This window comes from Hydrogenophaga sp. (genome assembly GCF_051860785.1).
Classification (GTDB): domain Bacteria; phylum Pseudomonadota; class Gammaproteobacteria; order Burkholderiales; family Burkholderiaceae_C; genus Hydrogenophaga.
Genome location: NZ_JBIMLB010000015.1, coordinates 43,364 through 61,671, shown reverse-complemented (window position 1 = coordinate 61,671; position 18,308 = coordinate 43,364). Strand labels below are relative to the sequence as shown.

The following is an 18,308-nucleotide window of genomic DNA, read 5'->3' as shown; positions in this document are numbered from 1 at the left end:
TCAAATATCACGCTTGACAAATAGCCCCCTGGGGTACAGTTGCGCTCAATGAGCGCGCTCCTTCCCTCTCAAGACCGACGTCTTGACACGCATCGGCCTGAAAGAGCGGCCCAGGAGCGGGAGCGTGCGCTGCTGCTTGAGCTCGAGACCCTGCGAGCGGAAAACGAACACCTGCGCCGCAGCTATGCGCAGTTGCTTGCAAACCAGGGCGTGCCGCGCGATCACGCGGTACATGGGCTGCATGCGCCACTGCCCCTGGCGCTGGAATCCGCCCTCGAAATCCCCCCTGAACAGAATCCGCAGAGCGCGCAGCTCGAGTACGAGGCGCTGTTCGCTGCCTTGGCCAGCGTGTTTCCCATCGGGGTGTTTCGCACCGATCAGGCCGGCGTGCTCACCCATGTGGACGAGCAACTGCAAAACATCTTTGCCCTGGAGCGCAGGGACTTTCCCAACTTCGGCTGGCTCAGCCGCGTGCACCCCGAAGACCTGGAGCGCGTGCAGCAGCACTGGGTGCAGGCGGTCTCGCGCGGTGAGGGCCTCAGCGTTGAATTTCGCCTGGTGCGACCAGGCAACGACGTCATCCATGTGCTGGTGCGCAACGCACCGCTGCGCGACGCCAACGGTGCGATCACGAGCCAGTTGGGCTTCGTGCAGGACATCAGCCCCATGCGCACGCTCGAAGCCGATGCGCGCATCAAGGACGAACTCAACCGACAGATCATCGCCAGCAGCCCCGACTGCACCAAGGTGCTCGACCTGGATGGCCGTGTCGTGCAGATGACGGCCCAGGGCTGCCGCCTGGTCGAGGTCGACGACTTCGACCAGGTGCGGCTGAGCGACTGGTCCACCTGGTGGCCCGAAGACGGTGCATTGCTCGCGCGCGAAGCGATTGATGGCGCGCGCGAAGGCAAGAGCTCGCGCTTCGTGGCCTACGGCGCCACCTTCAAGGGCACGCCCAAGTGGTGGGACACCATGGTCACGCCCATCTGCGATTCGCAGGGCTCCGCCGTCATGCTGCTGGCGGTGTCGCGCGACATCACCTCGTTGCACGAACAGCAGGAGGAAATCCAGCGCTTCAACACGGTGCTGGAACAGCGCGTGCGCGAGCGCACCGATGAACTTGCCGAAGCCAAGGAGCGCATTGCACTCGCCTTGAGAGACGCGCAGACCATCTACAACCAGGCGCCTTGCGGCTACCACTCGGTGGACGCCAGCGGCGTTTTCGTGCTGATGAACCGCACCGAGCTCGACTGGCTGGGCTACGAGCGCGAAGAGGTGGTGGGCCGCCTCAGCTTCCGGGATGTCATCGTCGCATCCGACCTCGATGCGGCACAGGACCGTCTGCAAAGGCTCATGCGCGAAGGCAAGCTCGAATCCATCGAGGCCACCATCCGCCGGCGCGACGGCAGCACCTTCCTGGCCCTGCTCAACAGCACCGCCGTTTTTGACCGTCAGGGCCGATTCGTGCGCAGCAACAGCACGGTGATCGACATCACCGAGCGCAAGGCGGCTGAAAATGCGCTGGCCGCACAGCGCAACTTCCTGCAGGCCATCACCAACAGCGTGCCGGTTCAACTGGCCTTCTTCGATCGCGACCTGGTCTGCCGCTTCGCCAATGCCAGCTACGCTCGCTGGGTCAGTGGTGACACCAACAGACTGGTCGACCGGCATCTGAGCGAAATCGCTCGCCCACAGGATCTGGAATCGGCACAGGCGCACCTGAAGGCGGCGCTGGCGGGCGAGATCCAGCGCTTCGAGGGTGAACGCGCTTTCCCTGATGGCCATCGCTTCTACGCCAGCATTGAATACACACCCTACTGGCAGGATGGCCAGGTGCAGGGCATCATCATCCAGATGATCGACATCTCGGAACGCAAGGCGTCCGAAGACCGCGTCAATCAGGCCAACCTGCAGCTCAATGAAGCGCTGCAACAGGCAAAGGCGCTCATCACCCGTCGCGAGGCCGCAGAGAACGCGCTGCGCGACAGCCAGCGATTCCTCCAGACGATCACGGATCACGTACCAGGACTGATCGCCTACGTCGACGATCGCCTGGTGTTCCAGTTTGCCAATGCCGAACACTTGCGCGTCTTCGGCATGGACCCGCAGCAGCTCGTGGGACGGCATGTCAGCGATTGCATCCGACCTGAGGTGTGGGCCGAAACGGGTCCCCGGATGGCGGCTGCGCTGGCGGGCCAGCCACAGCAATTCGAGACTTGGCGGCCCACGGCAGACGGTGGTCAGCTCTTCGTCAGCGTGACCTACCTGCCCGATGACAACGAAGGGCGCATCAAGGGTCTGTTCGTGCAGATCATCGACATCACCGAACGCAAGCGCATCGAGGAGCGCGTGATCCACCTCAACGAGGAACTGGAACAGCGCATCAGCGAACGCTCGGCCGAGTTGCTGGAAAGCGAGCAGCGCTTCCGCCTGATGGTGGACAACCTGCGCGACTACTGCATCTTCTTCATGGATGCCGAGGGGATCATCACCGACTGGACCGACAGCGCGCAGCGCATGGACGGCTATTCGCCCACGCAGATGGTGGGGCGGCACTACGGCGTGCTGTTCGACCCGGCGAATCCCGAACACGGCAAGGTCAGCGCCAACCAGATGCTGCGCCTGGCCGCCTCACGGGGACAGCACGAACTGCACAACTGGCACGCGCGCAAGGACGGCTCGCAATACTGGTCGCACTCGGTGCTGATCGCCTTGCGCGACGACGGTGGCGAGCTGCGCGGCTTCGCCAAGATCAACCGCGACATGACCGACGCCAAGCGGCTCGACGACCTCATGCGCAACATCAACGACGAGCTGGAAAACCGGGTGGTGGAACGCACCGAGCAACTGCTGGCGGCCAACAAGGATCTGGAATCGTTCTCGTACTCGGTCTCCCACGACCTGCGTTCGCCGCTGCGCCACATCTCCAGCTTTGTGAGTCTGCTGGAGGAACACCTGGGCGGCCAATGCGACGAGGTGAGTGCCCGCTACCTGAGCACGATCGGCAATTCCGCGCGCCACATGAGCCAGCTCATTGATGGTCTGCTGGCGTTCTCACGCCTGGGCCGTTCTGCCGTCAACCTCACGCCGGTGGATTTCACCCTGCTGGTGGACGCGGTGGTGGGCCAGCTCGGCCACGACACCGAGGGCCGCGTGGTGGACTGGGTGGTCGCGCCCGACCTGCCGGTGGTGCAGGGCGATGCGCTGCTGCTGCGCGAAGTCTGGGCAAACCTGCTCGGCAATGCCTACAAATACACGCGCCCGCGCGAACGAACCCGCATCGAAGTGGGCTGGAGCGTGGACCCTGTGGTCGGATACACCTTCTTTGTCCGTGACAACGGCGTGGGTTTTGACACAAAATACGCCCAGAAACTGTTCGGCGTTTTCCAACGCCTGCACCGGGCCTCGGAATTCGAGGGCACTGGCATAGGTCTTGCACTCACCCGGCGCATCATCGAGCGCCATGGGGGTAGCATCTGGGCCGAAAGCCAGCTCGGTGAAGGCAGTACTTTCTACTTCTCGCTCCCATTTGAAGGCCCTCACGGGTTCGAGTCCCCCATGGACTCCATGCCAGCCGCTCTGGAATCATGACCAAAAATGCCGATGCCATCCTGCTCGTCGAGGACAACCCCGACGACGCCGAACTGACCAAGCTGGCGCTCGCGCGCCATGGGCTCGACGGACGTGTGACGCACGTTTCCGACGGCATGCAGGCGCTGGACTACCTTCACAGGCGCAATGGTTTCATGAACCGCTCTGGCAGCAACCCGATGCTGGTGCTGCTGGACCTGAAGATGCCCTTGCTCGACGGCATCGGCGTGCTCCGGGAAATCAAAGGCTCGGAAAACCTGCACCACATCCCTGTGGTGGTGCTGACCTCGTCCACGGAACCCAGCGACCTGCTGCGCGCCTACGATGCCGGCACCAATGCCTACATCGCCAAGCCCACCGAGTTCTCGCAGTTTCTCAGCGCCATGAAGCACGTCTGCGAATTCTGGATCAACATCAACCAGACCGCGCCGCAACTTCCCAGCGCGGGCGTGCGCACCACCGGCTTCGGCGACCTGATGTAAGGCCCGCGGGCCTCACCAGGGGTCGATGAAGCGCGCCGCGCCCGCCTCGGCCACCCTGGCGCCTGCCAGCCCCCTGGCCAGCCAGTCACGGGTCAGCGCAGGGTCGATCACTGCATCGATCTCCAGCGTGGCCGCCATCTGCACCGCTGCGCCGCTGGCGTATTGCCGGGCCAGCAGCTCTTCGAACAGCGCATCGCGCCGCGGTCCTTCGGGCTCGGCCTCCAGCTCCTTGCGGTAGCCCAGCCGCACCGCGCCTTCCAGCCCCATGGCGCCAAATTCGGCCGTGGGCCAGGCCACGGTGAACACCGGCGCGTGAAAGCCGCCCGCCGTGAGGCCCATGGCGCCCAGCCCGTAACCCTTGCGCAGCACCACGCTGAAAAATGGCACGCGCAGGCTGGCCGCAACCACGAAAAGGCGGCTCGCATGCCGGACCTGAGCCCGCGCTTCTGTGTCGGGACCGACCATGAAGCCCGGCGTGTCCACCAGACTGACGATGGGCAGTCCGTGGGCGTTGCACAGTTGCATGAAGCGCGCGGCTTTGTCGGCGGCATCGGCGTCGATGGCACCCCCCAGGTGCAACGGGTTGCTCGCCATCAGGCCAACAGGGCGGCCCTCGATGCGCGCCAGAGCGGTGTGGATGCCAACGCCAAAACCGTTGCGCAGCACCAGCAGACTGCCCTGGTCGACCAGGCCGCTCATGGCGGCGGTGCTGTCGTACACGCGCAGCCGGTTTTCGGGCACCACGTCGCGCAGGGCCAGCGCATCGGGCGCGACCCAACCATCCAGGCGACCCTGAAAAAACGAGAGGTAGTGACGGGCAGCGACCACGGCCTGCGCCTCGTCGTCCACCAGCACGTCGATCACGCCATTGCCATGCTGAACATCGCTTGGGCCGATTTCCTCGGGTTTGAAGCGCCCCAGCCCGCCACCCTCCACCATGGCTGGCCCGCCCATGCCGATGTTGCTGCCTCGGGTGGCAATGATCACGTCGCTGCAGCCCAGCAGCGCCGCGTTGCCGGCGAAGCAGCGCCCGCTGGCAATGCCCACCACCGCGACCTGACCGCTCAGGCGCGCGAAGGCGGCGAAGGTGCCCACGTGCAGACCCGCGACGATCGGCATGTCGGTATCACCAGGCCGCCCGCCACCGCCTTCGGCGAAGAGCACCACAGGCAGGCGCTGGTCGAGCGCGACGCCGAGCAACCGGTCGGTCTTCTGGTGGTTGCGCATGCCCTGGGTCCCTGCGAGCACCGTGGCGTCGTAGGCCATCACCACGGTGCGCTGGCCATCCACCGAACCGATGCCGGTGACCATGCCATCGGCCGGCGTGTTGGCGATCAGGTCTTCTTCGCTGCGACGGCTGCGTTGCGCAGCCACAGCAAGTGCGCCGTATTCGAGGAAGCTGCCTTCGTCGCACAGGTCGGCAATGTTCTCGCGCGCGGTGCGCTGGCCTTGTGCGTGGCGACGCGCCACCGCCTCGGGACGCGCAGCGTCCAGCGTGAAAGCCTGGCGCTTCACGAGCTGCTCCAGATCGGCACGCAGCGCCGCAGGTCCTGGAGCCGAAGGCCTGCGCCCCATCTGCGCAACCTCCGAGGTATCGCCCGGCGCGGGCTCTGCTCGCAAGAGCTCATCACCCACCTGCACCGCCTCACCCTCTGCGTAGAACAACTCCAGCACGCGCGCGCTCGCAGATGCACGCACTTCGTGCTCCATCTTCATCGCCTCCAGCACCACCAGCACATCGCCAGTGCGCACCAAGTCGCCGGGCGCGACCAGCCATTGCACGATCTGGGCAGCAAGAGGTGAGCGCAAGGAGTTCATGCGCAGATTCTGCGCGGCCGCCAGACACGCGCAGGTCAATCACGAGACAGGTTGCAGAGGGGGAGCGAATCGAGAGACACCGAGGGTCCGGCTCCGCCGGCCCCAGGTGTCGTCCCCCTTTCAGGGGGAAGGCGCCGAAGGCGACGCAGGGGGTGTCAATAGATATCCGAGTCGGCCCACTGCGAAGAGGGGCCCTCTTCCGCCGTCACCGGCATGTTCAGGTTGAGCACGAAAACCACTTCGCCGCCGAAGCGGCCGACGCCAAGGCTCTTCATGAGCACCTGCTCCTGCTCGGGCCGTTCCATGCGCAGGAAGCAGATGGCCTGCTTGGTGCCTTCGTGCATGGCGGTGAGGATGTCCAGACGCGTGATGCGCCCGAACTCGCTGCACAACTGGTGCAATGCGGATTTCAGGCTGGCCACATCGCTGTATTGCCTGAGTTCTGCGAGTGTGCTCACAATCAACTCCCTCCAGATTCGGTTCGGCTAAAGCAGAAAGGATGCTTTGGTGGGGCAAGTCCAAAGACTGCCGACAAGAGATGTTAGAGCAAAGACTACAAAATCTAACATTCCCGTTACAAATATCCCCCAAGCACGACCGCCACGTGCAGAACTTCACGGATCACCCGGCACCCGACGCCTCACGCCCACCCATCGCCTCTGTATGCTCAGCCAGATATCCCGCTTGTCCACCGATTCACACAGAGCTCCATGACCATGCGTCCAGGACCCGACATCAACCGCGCTCCCCTGGTCTCTGACCTCGCCTTCGAGCGCACCGGGTCGTTTCCCGCGTTCCATCAACGCGTGGAATTCGATCGGCTGGCCGAGCTGGCAGCGCATCTGGCGGGCACGGGGGCGGCGTTGCTGGTAGACGCTGCGCGCAAGCCCGCCGAGGTGATGGGCGCTCACGGGCTGGCGCCCGATGCGGCTCAGGCCGCCATCGCCGCTTGCGCGGACCTGATGGGTCCTTCCGCCACCGAGGGATGGAAGCGGGTCACCACGGACAAGGACCGCCCCCATCGCACAGACTGGCGCTGCGGCCACTGGCTACCGCTGCCGGCCTCAGCGACTTCTGCACAGACTGGCTTGCTGCTGCTGGATGCCGACACCAGCCGCGACGGCGAGGCTGCCACGCCTGCGCTGCGTGTGCTCGCCAGCCATGCCGCCGGCGTTGTGGCGCTGGCGCGCCGCTGCGAGCAGATCGAGCAATACAACGCCAACGTGCTGCGCGAGAGCGAGAGCCGTCTGAACCTGACCGAGCACACCGCTGGCGCAGGCAGTTGGTCGCTGCAACTGTCCACGCGCAAGGTGGTGCATTCCGACGAGTTCGCCACCATCCTTGGCCTGAGCGATCACGAGCAGGTCAAGGACCTGGAATCCATGGTGCAACGCTACACGCCCGAATGGCGCAGCGGTATCCGCCAGCGGCTGGAGCGCTGCGCGCAGAACGGCGAGTCTTTCGACGAGGAGATTCAGGTTCTGGTCGACGGTGGTACCCCGAAATGGGTGCGCACGGTGGGAACGGCGGTGCGACGCGCGGATGGAGAGATCGCGCGCATCCAGGGCGCGATCCAGGACATTTCGGCGCAGAAGCAGGCCCAGCAGGACACGCTGCGCCTGGCCATGCGCCTGACCACCACGCTCGCCAGCATCACCGAAGCCTTCGTCACACTCGACCGCCAGTGCTGCTTCACCTACCTCAACCAGGAGAGCGAACGTCTGCTGCAGAAAACCACGGCCGATCTGCTCGGCATGGAAGTGTGGCAGGACTTCAGCCCCGGCCTGGCACAACGCCTCAAGGACCAGCTCACCAAGTCGCTGCACACCAACCGCCGCGTCGAACTGGAAGATTTTTTTCCCACGCTGGGCAAGTGGCTGGAGGTGCGGGCATACCCCTTCGCGGAGGGGTTGGCGGTGTACTTCCGCGATGTGACGGAACGCCGCCGCTCGCAGGAGCAACTGATGCTGCTGGAAACCAGCGTCTCACGGCTCAACGACATCGTGGTGATTGCCGAGACCGGCGCAGCCAGCGACGACCAGGAGCCTCGCATCGTCTTCGTCAACGACGCCTTCGAGCAGCACACCGGCTACAGCCGGGCCGAGGTGCTCGGGCAGACGCCGCGCATGCTGCTCGAGCTCGACCCCGCCATCACCAAACTGCGAGAGCTTGCGCAGAGCCTGCAGCAGTCCAGGCAGGCCCGCACCGAGCTGATGGTGCGGCGCAAGAACGGTGCCATGTTCTGGGTGGAACTCGAGGTGGTCTCGGTGCAGGCCACCGCCGAGGACATCACCCACTGGGTGGCGGTCGGGCGCGACATCACGCAGCGCAAGACCGCCGAAGACATGATCCGCCACCTGGCCTTCTACGACGCACTGACCGACCTGCCCAACCGGCAGCTGTTGCTGGACCGCCTGCAGCAGGCCCTGGCCGCCAGCGCGCGCTCAGGCCAGCATGGCGCGCTGATGTTCATCGACCTCGACAACTTCAAGATCCTCAATGACACCCTGGGCCACCACATGGGTGACCAGTTGCTGCAGAAGGTCGCGCAGCGCCTGACCCGAAGCGTGCGCAAGACCGACATGGTCGCGCGACTGGGTGGCGATGAGTTCGTGGTGATGGTCGACGACCTGAGCACCGACCCGGAGGCGGCCGCCTTCAAGGCCACCGCGCTTGCCGAGAAGGTGCTCAACACCCTGCGCGAGCCTTTCCAGCTCACCGGCCACCAGCACTTCGCCACGCCCAGCATCGGCGTCACCTCGTTCAACGGCCAGCAGAGCGACGTGGGTGAACTGCTCAAGCAGGCCGACCTGGCGATGTACCAGGCCAAGTCGCTGGGCAGAAACACGCTGTGCTTCTTCGACCCGGGCATGCAGGCGACCGTGAGCGCCAACGCCACCGTGGGATCCGACCTGCGCGTGGCACTCAGCGAGCAGCAGTTCGTGGTGTATTACCAGCCGCAAGTGGACCGCGTGGGCGTGATCACCGGCGTGGAGGCACTTGTGCGCTGGCAACACCCGCAGCGCGGCCTGATGACGCCGGCCGACTTCATTCCCGTGGCCGAGGACACCGGCCTGATCCTGCCACTGGGCCAGTGGGTGCTGGAAACCGCCTGCGAACAGCTCGCCGCGTGGGCCGATCGCGCACAGACCGCCAACCTGAGCATCGCAGTGAACGTGAGCGTGCGCCAGTTCCGGCACCCCGACTTCGTGGACATGGTGATGGCCGCGATCACACGCACCGGCATCCGGCCGCACAAGCTCAAGCTCGAACTCACCGAGAGCCTGCTGGCCGACCGCATGGAGATCACCATCGACAAGATGGGCATGCTCAAGGCGCTGGGCGTCACGCTCTCGCTGGACGATTTCGGCGTGGGCTACTCGTCGCTCTCGGTGCTCAAGCGCCTGCCATTGGACCAACTCAAGATCGACAAAGGCTTCGTGGCCGACGTGCTCACCGACCCGAACGACGCCGCGATCTCACGCGCCATCATCGCGCTCGCGCAGAGCTTGAGCCTGCAGGTGGTGGCCGAAGGGGTGGAGACGCAGGAGCAGCGCGATTTCCTGGCCTATCAGGGTTGTGATCAGTTCCAGGGCCACCTGTTCGCCAAGCCGCTGCCCATCGAAGCGCTGGACGCGCTGCTGCAGAACCCGACCGCCGGAATGCTGGTTCTTTCATAGACTCGGCGGGCCCGGCGCCGGGCCGCTCCCAAGGCGGGCCCAGCCCCCTTGGGGGCAGCGACCCGCGCAGCGGCGGAGCGTGGGGGCTCATTCCCTAGACGTGTAAAAGAAGAAACCGCCGCTCCCACGGACTGATCACTTCGAAGTACTCGCGGTACTCCACTTCCTTGATCGCGCTGTAGGTCTGAATGAAGTGCTCGCCGAAGAGTTCGACCAGCGGCGCGCAGGCCATGAGCTTCTCTACCGCGTCGTCGAGGTGGCGCGGCAACTGGTGCGGCTGCTCGTAGGCACTGCCCTTGAGCGGCGCCGTGGGCTGGATGGCGTGCTTCATGCCAAGGTACCCGCACGCCAGACTGGCGGCAATCGCCAGGTAGGGATTCACGTCCACGCCGGCCAGGCGGTTTTCCACACGGCGCGCCTCGGGGCCTGAGTGCGGCACGCGCAGGCCGCAGGTGCGGTTGTCGTAGCCCCAGCTCAGGTTGATCGGCGCCGAGGTGAAGCGCGAAAGCCTGCGGTACGAGTTCACATACGGCGCAAAGAACGCGGTGGCCGCCGGCAGGTAGGTCTGCAAGCCGCCGATGAAATGCAGAAAGTGGTCGGAGGCTTCACCGTCGGCGCGGCTGAAGATGTTCCTGCCATCTTCGATGCCGACCACGCTCTGGTGAATGTGCATGGCGCTGCCGGGCTGGCCCTGCATGGGCTTGGCCATGAAGGTGGCGTACATCTGGTGGCGGATCGCCACCTCGCGGATGGTGCGTTTGAACAGGAACACCTGATCGGCCAGCGGCAGTGGATCGCCGTGATCGAGGTTGATCTCCATCTGCGCGGTGCCCATCTCGTGGATCAGCGTGTCGAGCTGGATGCCCTCGGCCTCGCACCAGTCGTACATCACGTCGAAGATGTCGTCGTACTCGTTGATCGCATCCATCGAGAAGCTCTGCATGCCTGCCTCGGTGCGCTTCGTGCGGCCCACCGGCGCTTTCAGCGGAATGTCCTCGTCGGGCTCGACCTGCACCAGGTAGAACTCCATCTCGGGCGCCACCACCGGCTTCCAGCCTTCGTCGGCGTACAGCTTGAGCACGCGGCGCAACACGTTGCGTGGCGAAAGCGCGAACGGCGCGCCATCGAAGGCAAAGCAGTCGTGGATGATCTGCGCCGTGGGCTCCTTGGCCCAGGGCACGGGGCGCAGGGTGTTCGGGTCCGGCTTGAGCAGCATGTCCGGGTCGGCCACCGAGGTGTAGTCCTTCTCCGGGTAATCGCCGGTTACCGTCATGGCGAACACCGCCTCAGGCAACCGCAGCCCCACCGAAGGGTCGTATTTGTGGCGCGGCACGATCTTGCCCCGCGCCTGCCCCGCCATGTCGGGGATGATGCATTCCACTTCGGTGATGCGCTGCTCGTCCAGCCATTGCTGGATGCGCTGGGCGTCGGCTTCCGGGCTGGGTGTGGTCATGGCGGTTACCAGTTGGTGATGCGGGGGTTGGCGAAGGAGTAGTGGTTCGGCACCGCCATGTTGGAGAACGAGAACGAGAGGCTCACGTCGAGCGAACGCACCTGATGCCACCAGCCCAGCGGCAGGAACACGGTCTCGCCGGGTTCCACCACGACGTCGAGCACGGTGGCCTGCGCAAAGAGCGGGTAGCGCGCCAGGTCGGGCTGGTCCAGGTCCACCGGGCTGTAGACGTCGAAATGGTTGTAGAGCAGCGGTGTCTGCAGCGGTGAGATGAAGCGCCAGCGCTTGCGGCCCACGATCTGCGTGTGGCACAGCATGATGGTGTCGTGGTGCAACGGGGTGACGGTGCCGGCCGGCCCGAACCAGAACGACGCACGCTGCACGAGCTGCGATCGGTCGCAGAACTCGGGCAGGGTGCCGATGTCCTGCAGCAACGGCGCGAAGCCGGGTTGGCTGAGCATTTCGTTGTTGGCGGTGAGGTAATAGTCGTTGGTCTCACCACCAGCGAGCACACGGTCCACGAAATCGGCCAGCCGTGACTTGCGCCGGTGATCGAACTTGTTGACCTCGTAGTTCGGATCGGCACTGCGTTCGGATTGCACCTCCACATCGAGGTGGCCAAAGCGTTGGCGCAGGTCCTGAGGCGACCAGCGGGCCAGAGCCGGCCAGTCGCGCGCCACGTCGGTCAGCACCACGGGGCGGCTGCCCATCACGTACTTGTCCAGGAACTCGCCCAGCGGCACGCGACTGCGTTTCTCCACGTGGCCATACAGCGGGTCGAGCTCATGCACGCGCTGCTGATTGGCCACCACCGATTCGAGCTTGGCCTGCAGCTGCTGGAACTTGCGCGCGGCCAGGAAAGCCGGGTCTTCTTCCATGGCACGAATGGCTGGCTCGCATTCGACCGGATCCAGACCCGCCTTCACCATGGTGTCGAGCATCGATTCGGGCGTGCAATCGCGCAGCCGGTTTTCGGCGATCCACTGGCGCCAACTGGCGTCGAGCGGGCGAAAGACGGTCGCGGACTCCAGGGGCCGGGGCGCAGAGGGAATGGTCGAATTCATGTGGGATGGACAAAGGGTGGATGCCCGCGCAACCGGCGCCGCCACGGCACTTCCACGAAGCGGTAACAAAGCACCGAGGCCCCCACCGTCGCCAACAGGCCGATGGCATGAACAAAGGGGGTGCCCAGGTCTCCGAGAAGCCTCATGCTCAACACCGTCACCACCGACCAGTGGATGATATATAGCGAGTAGCTGGCTTCGCCCAGCAGAACGAGCCTGGGATGCTCCAGAAGCGGGCTCAACCAGGTCGGCCCTGACGCCACCGCAAGGATCAGGCCCACGAACGGCAAGATGAAGGACGTGTGCTTGGTGGACACATCGAACAGCCACCACGCGGCACTTGGGCCGCTGTAGTCGGTGTTCATCACGCGCGCCACAATCAACAACAGGCACAAGCCCAGCAAGCCATTGCGCCCCGATGCCGTCTGCAACCCCGGCAGACCCCGGCGAGAAGCACCGGACTGCATCAGCAGGAAGCCATGCCCGGCCAGGCAGCCCGCGAGAAATTCGCTGTAGCGCAGGAGCGGGTTGTAGGTCAGCACCAGGTACTGCGTACCAGCCTCCACCCGCCAGAGGTAGTTCATCACGTAGAGGACCAGCGTGTAGAGCAGCGTGCCCATCAACGCTGCCACCGGCACCGCCCAGAGGTACCAGGCCACGCGCCGTCCTGGCTTGACCAGCACCGCGCAAAGCCATGGAAACGTGGCGTAGAAAAAGAACTCGGCGGCCACGCTCCATGCCGGGGTGTTCCAGAACATCGCAAAGGGCACGGAGGGCACCCAGGCTTGCAGGCCCACCGCGTTGAGCAACCACGAGGCCCAGTAGGTGTGAGCCACTTCGCCGAGCTGGCCCGCCGAGGCCCGCTCCAGCAGGTGCCACGGGGTGTCGAGCAACAGGCCCAGCAGGTAGACGGGATACAGGCGCGCCAGCCGGAAGCGCAGGAACCACCAGACCCGCTTTTCCGAGACACCACCGGCGAACCATTCGCGGTAACGGTAGGTGAGGATGAAGCCGCTGAGGACGAAGAAGAATGTGACGCCGAACTGCCCGCCGACGACCAGTTGCCGCAGCCAGTCGGGCATCGGGCCCAGCAGATCGCGGTAGTGCAGGATCACCACCGCCAGAGCGGCGAAGAAACGCAGGCTGGTCAGCGCCCGCAGCTCTGGCCGCTCGCCGCGCGATTCGCCCCCCGGGACCGGAAGGACGTCACCCCCCTCCGGCCCTCGAATGTGTTGTGCCAAGTTGCCCGCCCCCGAAAAAGGACCAGAAGCCGGGTAACCCCCGCCGCGCCGGCTTCAACGCCCAGCATGTTAACGGGCGCGAGGGCAAGGCACTCAGCCGACTCAGCGGGTGAACAGGCTCACGTTGCCGCCGGCGGCGGTGGTGTTGATGGTCAGCGTCTGTTCGGCGCAGAAGCGCATGAGGTAGTTCGGCCCGCCGGCCTTGGGGCCGGTGCCGCTCAGTCCCTCGCCACCAAAGGGTTGCACGCCCACCACCGCGCCGATCATGTTGCGGTTCACGTAGACATTGCCCACCCGGGCCGCGGCGGCCAGCGCCTGGGCACGGCTGTCGATGCGGGTCTGGATACCCAGGGTGAGGCCGTACCCCAGGGCGTTGATCTGTCCGATCACCGCCATCGGGTCGCCGCTCCAGCGCACCACCTGCAGCACCGGACCGAAGATCTCCTGCTTCACGTCGGCAATCGCCCCCACTTCGAACATCTGCGGGGCAATCAGGTTGGGCATGGCGTGCGACAGCCTGGAAGGGGGCAGCAGTGCGCGGTTCTGTGCATGCAGGCGCCCCAGGTGAGCGCCAATGCCTGTGAAGGCTTCGTCATCGATCACAGGGCCGAGGTCGGTGGCCAGGTCGGCGGGGTTGCCCACCACCAGCTCTTTGGCAGCACCCTGGATCATCTCGATCACGCCGTCGGCAATCGCCTCGTGCACACACAGCAGGCGCAACGCCGAACAGCGCTGGCCCGCGCTGCGAAACGCGCTCTGCACCACCGCATCGGCCACCTGCTCGGGCAGGGCCGTGCTGTCGACCAGCATGGCATTGATGCCACCGGTCTCGGCGATCAGCGGCACGATGGGACCGTCCTTGGCGGCAAGTGCGCGGTGGATGATGCGGGCCACCTGGGTGGAGCCCGTGAACACCACGCCGGCGATGCCCGGCTGCGCCACCAGTGCCGCGCCCACGGTCTCACCGGGTCCGTGCAGCAGCTGCACCGCGCCCACGGGCACACCAGCGGCGTGCAGCAGCTTCACGGCTTCGAGTGCGATGGCCGGTGTCTGTTCGGCCGGCTTGGCCAGCACGGTGTTGCCGGTGGCCAGCGCCGCGGCCACCTGCCCGATGAAGATGGCCAGGGGGAAATTCCAGGGGCTGATGCAGACCCAGGCGCCGCGCCCCTCCAGACGCAGCGTGTTGCTCTCGCCCGTGGGTCCGGGCAACGAAGTGGGTGCCATCAGGCGCTCGGCGTCATTGGCGTAGTAACGCAGGAAGTCGATCGCTTCTCGCACCTCGGAAACCGCATCGCCCCATGTCTTTCGCGCTTCTTTCACCAGCAACGCGCACAGACTCGGCAGTTGCAGCTGCATGGCATCGGCCGCTCGGCGCATCGTGGCGGCGCGCTCGGCAACGGGCGTGTGGTTCCAGCCCGCGAATGCGCGCACGGCACGCTCGCACGCAACCCGCACTTCGTCGATCGTGGCTTCGGGCACGCGGTTCACTGCCGTCATGGCGTGCGCATCCATCAGCGACTGGCGGTGTGCGGCCACGGCGAGGTCCAGGCCCTGGCTGTTGGGTCGGCTCTCGCCGTAGAGGCAGGGCGGTAGCGGGAGCCACGCGGCGTCGGGCGCATCGGGCTGCGACTGTTCCATGGGCGAAACCAGCAACTCATCCATGCCCACCGACTCATCGGCGAGCTGGTGCACGAAAGACGAGTTGGCGCCGTTCTCCAGCAGACGCCGCACCAGATAGGCCAGCAGGTCGCGGTGGGCGCCCACGGGGGCATAGACCCGGCAGCCCACGTGCGGGTGCTTCAGCACTTCGCGGTAGATCCCCTCGCCCATGCCGTGCAGCCGCTGCAATTCGAAAGGCACGCGCTCCTCCGAAGCCATCTGCAGGATGGCGGCAATGGTGCCCGCGTTGTGCGTGGCGAACTGCGGGAAGATGGCGTCAGACGCCACCAGCAAGGCGCGCGCGCAGGCGAGGTAGCTCACGTCGGTGTGTGGCTTGCGCGTGAAAACCGGGTAGGCGGCCAGGCCCAGTTCCTGCGCGCGCTTGATCTCGGCATCCCAATAGGCCCCCTTGACCAGGCGGCACATGAACTTGAGCTGGTGCCGGCGCGCCAGCGCGGTCACGTGTTCGATCAGTTCCACCGCACGCGTCTGGTAGGCCTGCAGGGCCGGGCCGAAACCTTGCCATTGGGGACACTTCTGCGCCACCCGCTTTGCCAGTGCCTCGAACACCGCGAGCGACAGCTCCAGGCGGTCGACTTCCTCCGCATCGATGGTGAGGTTGAGGTTGGCCGCAGCGGCCGCTTCGCACAGCGGCCACACGCGTGGCACCAGCTCTTCGAGCACGCGTTCGTGCTGCGTGTCCTCGTAGCGCGGGTGCAGGGCGCTGAGCTTGATGGAAATGCCGTCGTTCTGGCTGGGGTGAAGCGATGCGTCCGCCTCACGCGCAATCGCGGCAATGGCTTGCTGGTAGCTCGCCAGATAGCGCAGCGCGTCTTCATCGGTGCGCGCGCCCTCGCCCAGCATGTCGAAGCTGAAGCTCAGCTGGCGTTGCGCCTTCTTCGCGGAAGCCGCCTCCTTCATGCCTTCCTCGATGGTCTGCCCCAGCACGAACTGGCGACCCAGCAACTGCACCGCACGCAGCGTGGCTGCCACCACCGTGCGTGCCCCCAGCTTGGACAGCAGACCCGGTTCATTGCCCGCATCGGGCAGGAATTTCTTCGACATGGCGATCGCGGTGGACGACAGGCGCGCCAGCGTCGAGTCGGCCGCGCCATCGAAATCCGCCCGCCCCAGCTGGTCGGCCGTCAGCGCGATGGCGGTCTCGGCATCGGGCACGCGCAGCAACGCCTCGGCCAGGCGCATCAGGGCCAGACCCTCGGCGCTGGAGATCGGGTACTCCTTGAGCAGGCTCTCCATGGCCCAGAACGGCGGCGGGTTGCGGCGCACGGCATGCACCCAGGGCGCGGCCACATCGGCGGCAGCCGACCAGTCCAGCGCCCCCTGGAGCGAGGCAAGCCGGTGGGACAGCACCCCGGTTTCCGGGCGATAGGGCGAGGGAAGGACGTCGGATGGGCGTGGCATGAAAGGCTCCAGGAAATGGCCATGGGTTGTTAGTGTGCGTATGCTGAACGCGAAATCAATGAATTTTTCACCATTGAAATGCCATAAAACTGGATAATCAACATCCATGACTCTCGAGAAAGCCGACCTGGACCGCATCGACCTCAAGCTGCTCAAGCTGCTGCAGGCCGACGGTCGCATCACCAACCTCAAGCTCGCCGAAACGGTGGCCCTCTCGCCCACCGCCGTGCTGGCGCGCACGCAGCGGCTGCAGCGCGACGGCTACATCCTGGGCTACGAGGCTCGGCTCAATCCGCTCAAACTGGGTCGCGGAATGATGGTGTTCGTGGAGGTGCTGCTGGACCGCACCACACCCAATGTGTTCAACGAGTTCAAGGCCGCAGTGCACGTGCGCGACGAGATCATGGAATGCCACATGGTCGCCGGCGGCTTCGACTACCTGCTCAAGACCCGCATGGCCGACATGGCCGCCTACCGGGAATTCGCCGGCAACGTGCTCTGGCAACTGCCCGGTGTGCGCGAGACACGCACCTACGCGGTGATGGAAGAGGTCAAGGACAGCGCACGGCTGCCACTTTGACAAGCCGCCAGCTCGTCGCAAAATACCCGGTACCCCTTTCTGGAGACACCATGATCCGCCACGCTGCCCTGCTCTTCTGCGCCCTAGCGGCCACCCTCGCCCACGCCCAGAGCACCAAGCCCGGCCTTTGGGAAATGACGCAGAAGATGGGTGGCAGCGCGCAGATGGATCAGGCGATGGCGCAGATGCAGCAACAGATGGCATCGATGTCGCCAGAGCAGCGCAAGATGATGCAGGACATGCTCGCCAAGCAGGGCATGGCCATGCCCGCGCCGGCCGCCGGCGGCGGCATGACGGTGAAGATGTGCATCACGCCCGAGATGGCTGCCAAACAGGATCTGCCGGCGCAGACCGAAGGCGAGTGCACCACCACGGTCACCTCGCGCAGCGCCAATGTGGTGAAGATGAACTTCGTCTGCAAGAACCCGCCTTCGACCGGCGAGGGCACCTACACGTTCCAGAGCGACACGGCCTACACCATGAAGATGCTGATGAAGACCACCCACCAGGGCAAGCCGCAGAACGTCACCATGGACGGTCAGGGCAAGTGGTTGTCGGCGAACTGCGGCAACGTCAAGCCGTTGAAGTGAGTTTGTTCGACCGGCTGCCAAAGATCGAGCGGCCGACACGAACCATGGTCGAGCCGGCCGAGATGGCGGCCTCCAGATCGTCGCTCATGCCCATGGACAAGGTATCGATCTCGTAGCCACCTGCACGCAGTTCATCCCACAGCGCACGCGCACGCAGGAACACCTGGCTCTGCGCCTCGACGTCCTCCGTGGGTTCGGGAATGCACATGAGGCCGCGCAAACGCAAGCGCGGCAGCTGGCTCACTGCACGAGCGAGTGCAGGCAGTTCATCGGGAGCGACGCCCGACTTCGTCGAGCCGCCATCCACGTTGACCTGAATGCATACCTGTAGGGGTAGCAACTCGGTCGGGCGCTGCTCGTTCAGGCGCTCTGCGACCTTCAGGCGGTCCACCGACTGCACCCAATCGAAGTGGCTGGCCACCAGGCGCGTCTTGTTGCTCTGCATCGGCCCGATGCAATGCCACTCGATTGAAAAGGGCGCGGGGGACTCGCGCAGCACGAGGATTTTTTCCACCCCTTCCTGCACGTAGTTCTCGCCAAATGCGCGCTGGCCGGCGGCCTGCGCCTGACGAACGGCATCGGGGCCGAAGGTCTTGGAAACGGCCAGCAGCGTGACCTCGTTCACATCGCGGCCAGCCTGTCTACAAGCGCGCGAAACCCGCTCCCGTACGGTTTGGAGATTGCCTTCAATCGTCGTCATAATCAGCCGTCATTACCCAACCACAACA

The 18,308-nt window shown here is 65.3% G+C and carries 12 protein-coding genes; 5 read left to right on the top strand and 7 right to left on the bottom strand.

Features of this window, described 5'->3' with window-relative positions; genetic code table 11:
* Nucleotides 1–48 precede the first annotated feature (48 nt).
* The gene (locus ACTIF6_RS18440) at nt 49–3,591 is read left to right on the top strand and encodes a PAS domain-containing sensor histidine kinase (RefSeq protein ID WP_439589385.1); all 3,543 of its coding nucleotides are present in this window, start codon (nt 49–51) and stop codon (nt 3,589–3,591) included.
* Nucleotides 3,588–4,073, top strand: a complete 486-nt coding sequence (locus ACTIF6_RS18435; RefSeq protein WP_439589384.1) for a response regulator — start codon at nt 3,588–3,590, stop codon at nt 4,071–4,073. The genes ACTIF6_RS18440 and ACTIF6_RS18435 overlap by 4 nt, the downstream gene beginning before the upstream one ends.
* A 12-nt stretch (nt 4,074–4,085) precedes the next feature.
* Here the strand turns inward: ACTIF6_RS18435 and ACTIF6_RS18430 are convergent, their stop codons facing one another.
* Both ACTIF6_RS18430 and ACTIF6_RS18425 read right to left on the bottom strand, forming a co-directional pair.
* The gene (locus ACTIF6_RS18430; protein WP_439589441.1) at nt 4,086–5,882 is read right to left on the bottom strand and encodes a carboxyl transferase domain-containing protein; all 1,797 of its coding nucleotides are present in this window, start codon (nt 5,880–5,882) and stop codon (nt 4,086–4,088) included.
* A gap of 164 nt (nt 5,883–6,046) precedes the next feature.
* Nucleotides 6,047–6,349: an RNA-binding protein gene (locus ACTIF6_RS18425; RefSeq protein ID WP_086124740.1), complete on the bottom strand. Its 303-nt coding sequence runs from the start codon at nt 6,347–6,349 to the stop codon at nt 6,047–6,049.
* A 252-nt stretch (nt 6,350–6,601) separates the two neighbouring features.
* Here ACTIF6_RS18425 and ACTIF6_RS18420 point away from each other — a divergent pair, with 252 nt between their 5' ends.
* The gene (locus tag ACTIF6_RS18420) at nt 6,602–9,571 is read left to right on the top strand and encodes a sensor domain-containing protein (RefSeq protein ID WP_439589383.1); all 2,970 of its coding nucleotides are present in this window, start codon (nt 6,602–6,604) and stop codon (nt 9,569–9,571) included.
* 94 nt (nt 9,572–9,665) lie between these two features.
* Here ACTIF6_RS18420 and ACTIF6_RS18415 read toward each other — a convergent pair whose 3' ends face one another.
* The 4 genes from ACTIF6_RS18415 to ACTIF6_RS18400 all read right to left on the bottom strand — a co-directional run bounded on the left by ACTIF6_RS18415 (nt 9,666) and on the right by ACTIF6_RS18400 (nt 16,410).
* Complete coding sequence (locus ACTIF6_RS18415; RefSeq protein ID WP_439589382.1) at nt 9,666–11,024, bottom strand: glutamine synthetase family protein; 1,359 nt, start codon at nt 11,022–11,024, stop codon at nt 9,666–9,668.
* A gap of 5 nt (nt 11,025–11,029) precedes the next feature.
* Nucleotides 11,030–12,088: a cupin-like domain-containing protein gene (locus tag ACTIF6_RS18410; protein WP_439589381.1), complete on the bottom strand. Its 1,059-nt coding sequence runs from the start codon at nt 12,086–12,088 to the stop codon at nt 11,030–11,032.
* Nucleotides 12,085–13,329, bottom strand: a complete 1,245-nt coding sequence (locus tag ACTIF6_RS18405; RefSeq protein ID WP_439589380.1) for an acyltransferase family protein — start codon at nt 13,327–13,329, stop codon at nt 12,085–12,087. The genes ACTIF6_RS18410 and ACTIF6_RS18405 overlap by 4 nt, the downstream gene beginning before the upstream one ends.
* Nucleotides 13,330–13,431: 102 nt before the next feature.
* On the bottom strand, nt 13,432–16,410 hold the full coding sequence (locus tag ACTIF6_RS18400) for an L-glutamate gamma-semialdehyde dehydrogenase (RefSeq protein WP_439589379.1): 2,979 nt from the start codon (nt 16,408–16,410) through the stop codon (nt 13,432–13,434).
* Between the two features lie 106 nt (nt 16,411–16,516).
* On the opposite strand from ACTIF6_RS18400, the gene ACTIF6_RS18395 reads away from it, so the two are divergent.
* Complete coding sequence (locus tag ACTIF6_RS18395) at nt 16,517–16,990, top strand: Lrp/AsnC ligand binding domain-containing protein (protein ID WP_439589378.1); 474 nt, start codon at nt 16,517–16,519, stop codon at nt 16,988–16,990.
* A gap of 50 nt (nt 16,991–17,040) precedes the next feature.
* Nucleotides 17,041–17,580 carry a DUF3617 domain-containing protein gene (locus ACTIF6_RS18390; RefSeq protein ID WP_439589377.1) on the top strand — a complete coding sequence of 180 codons (540 nt, stop codon included), beginning with the start codon at nt 17,041–17,043 and terminating at the stop codon, nt 17,578–17,580.
* Here ACTIF6_RS18390 and ACTIF6_RS18385 read toward each other — a convergent pair.
* Nucleotides 17,564–18,280, bottom strand: a complete 717-nt coding sequence (locus ACTIF6_RS18385; protein WP_439589376.1) for a YggS family pyridoxal phosphate-dependent enzyme — start codon at nt 18,278–18,280, stop codon at nt 17,564–17,566. The genes ACTIF6_RS18390 and ACTIF6_RS18385 overlap by 17 nt on opposite strands.
* Nucleotides 18,281–18,308: the final 28 nt, after the last annotated feature.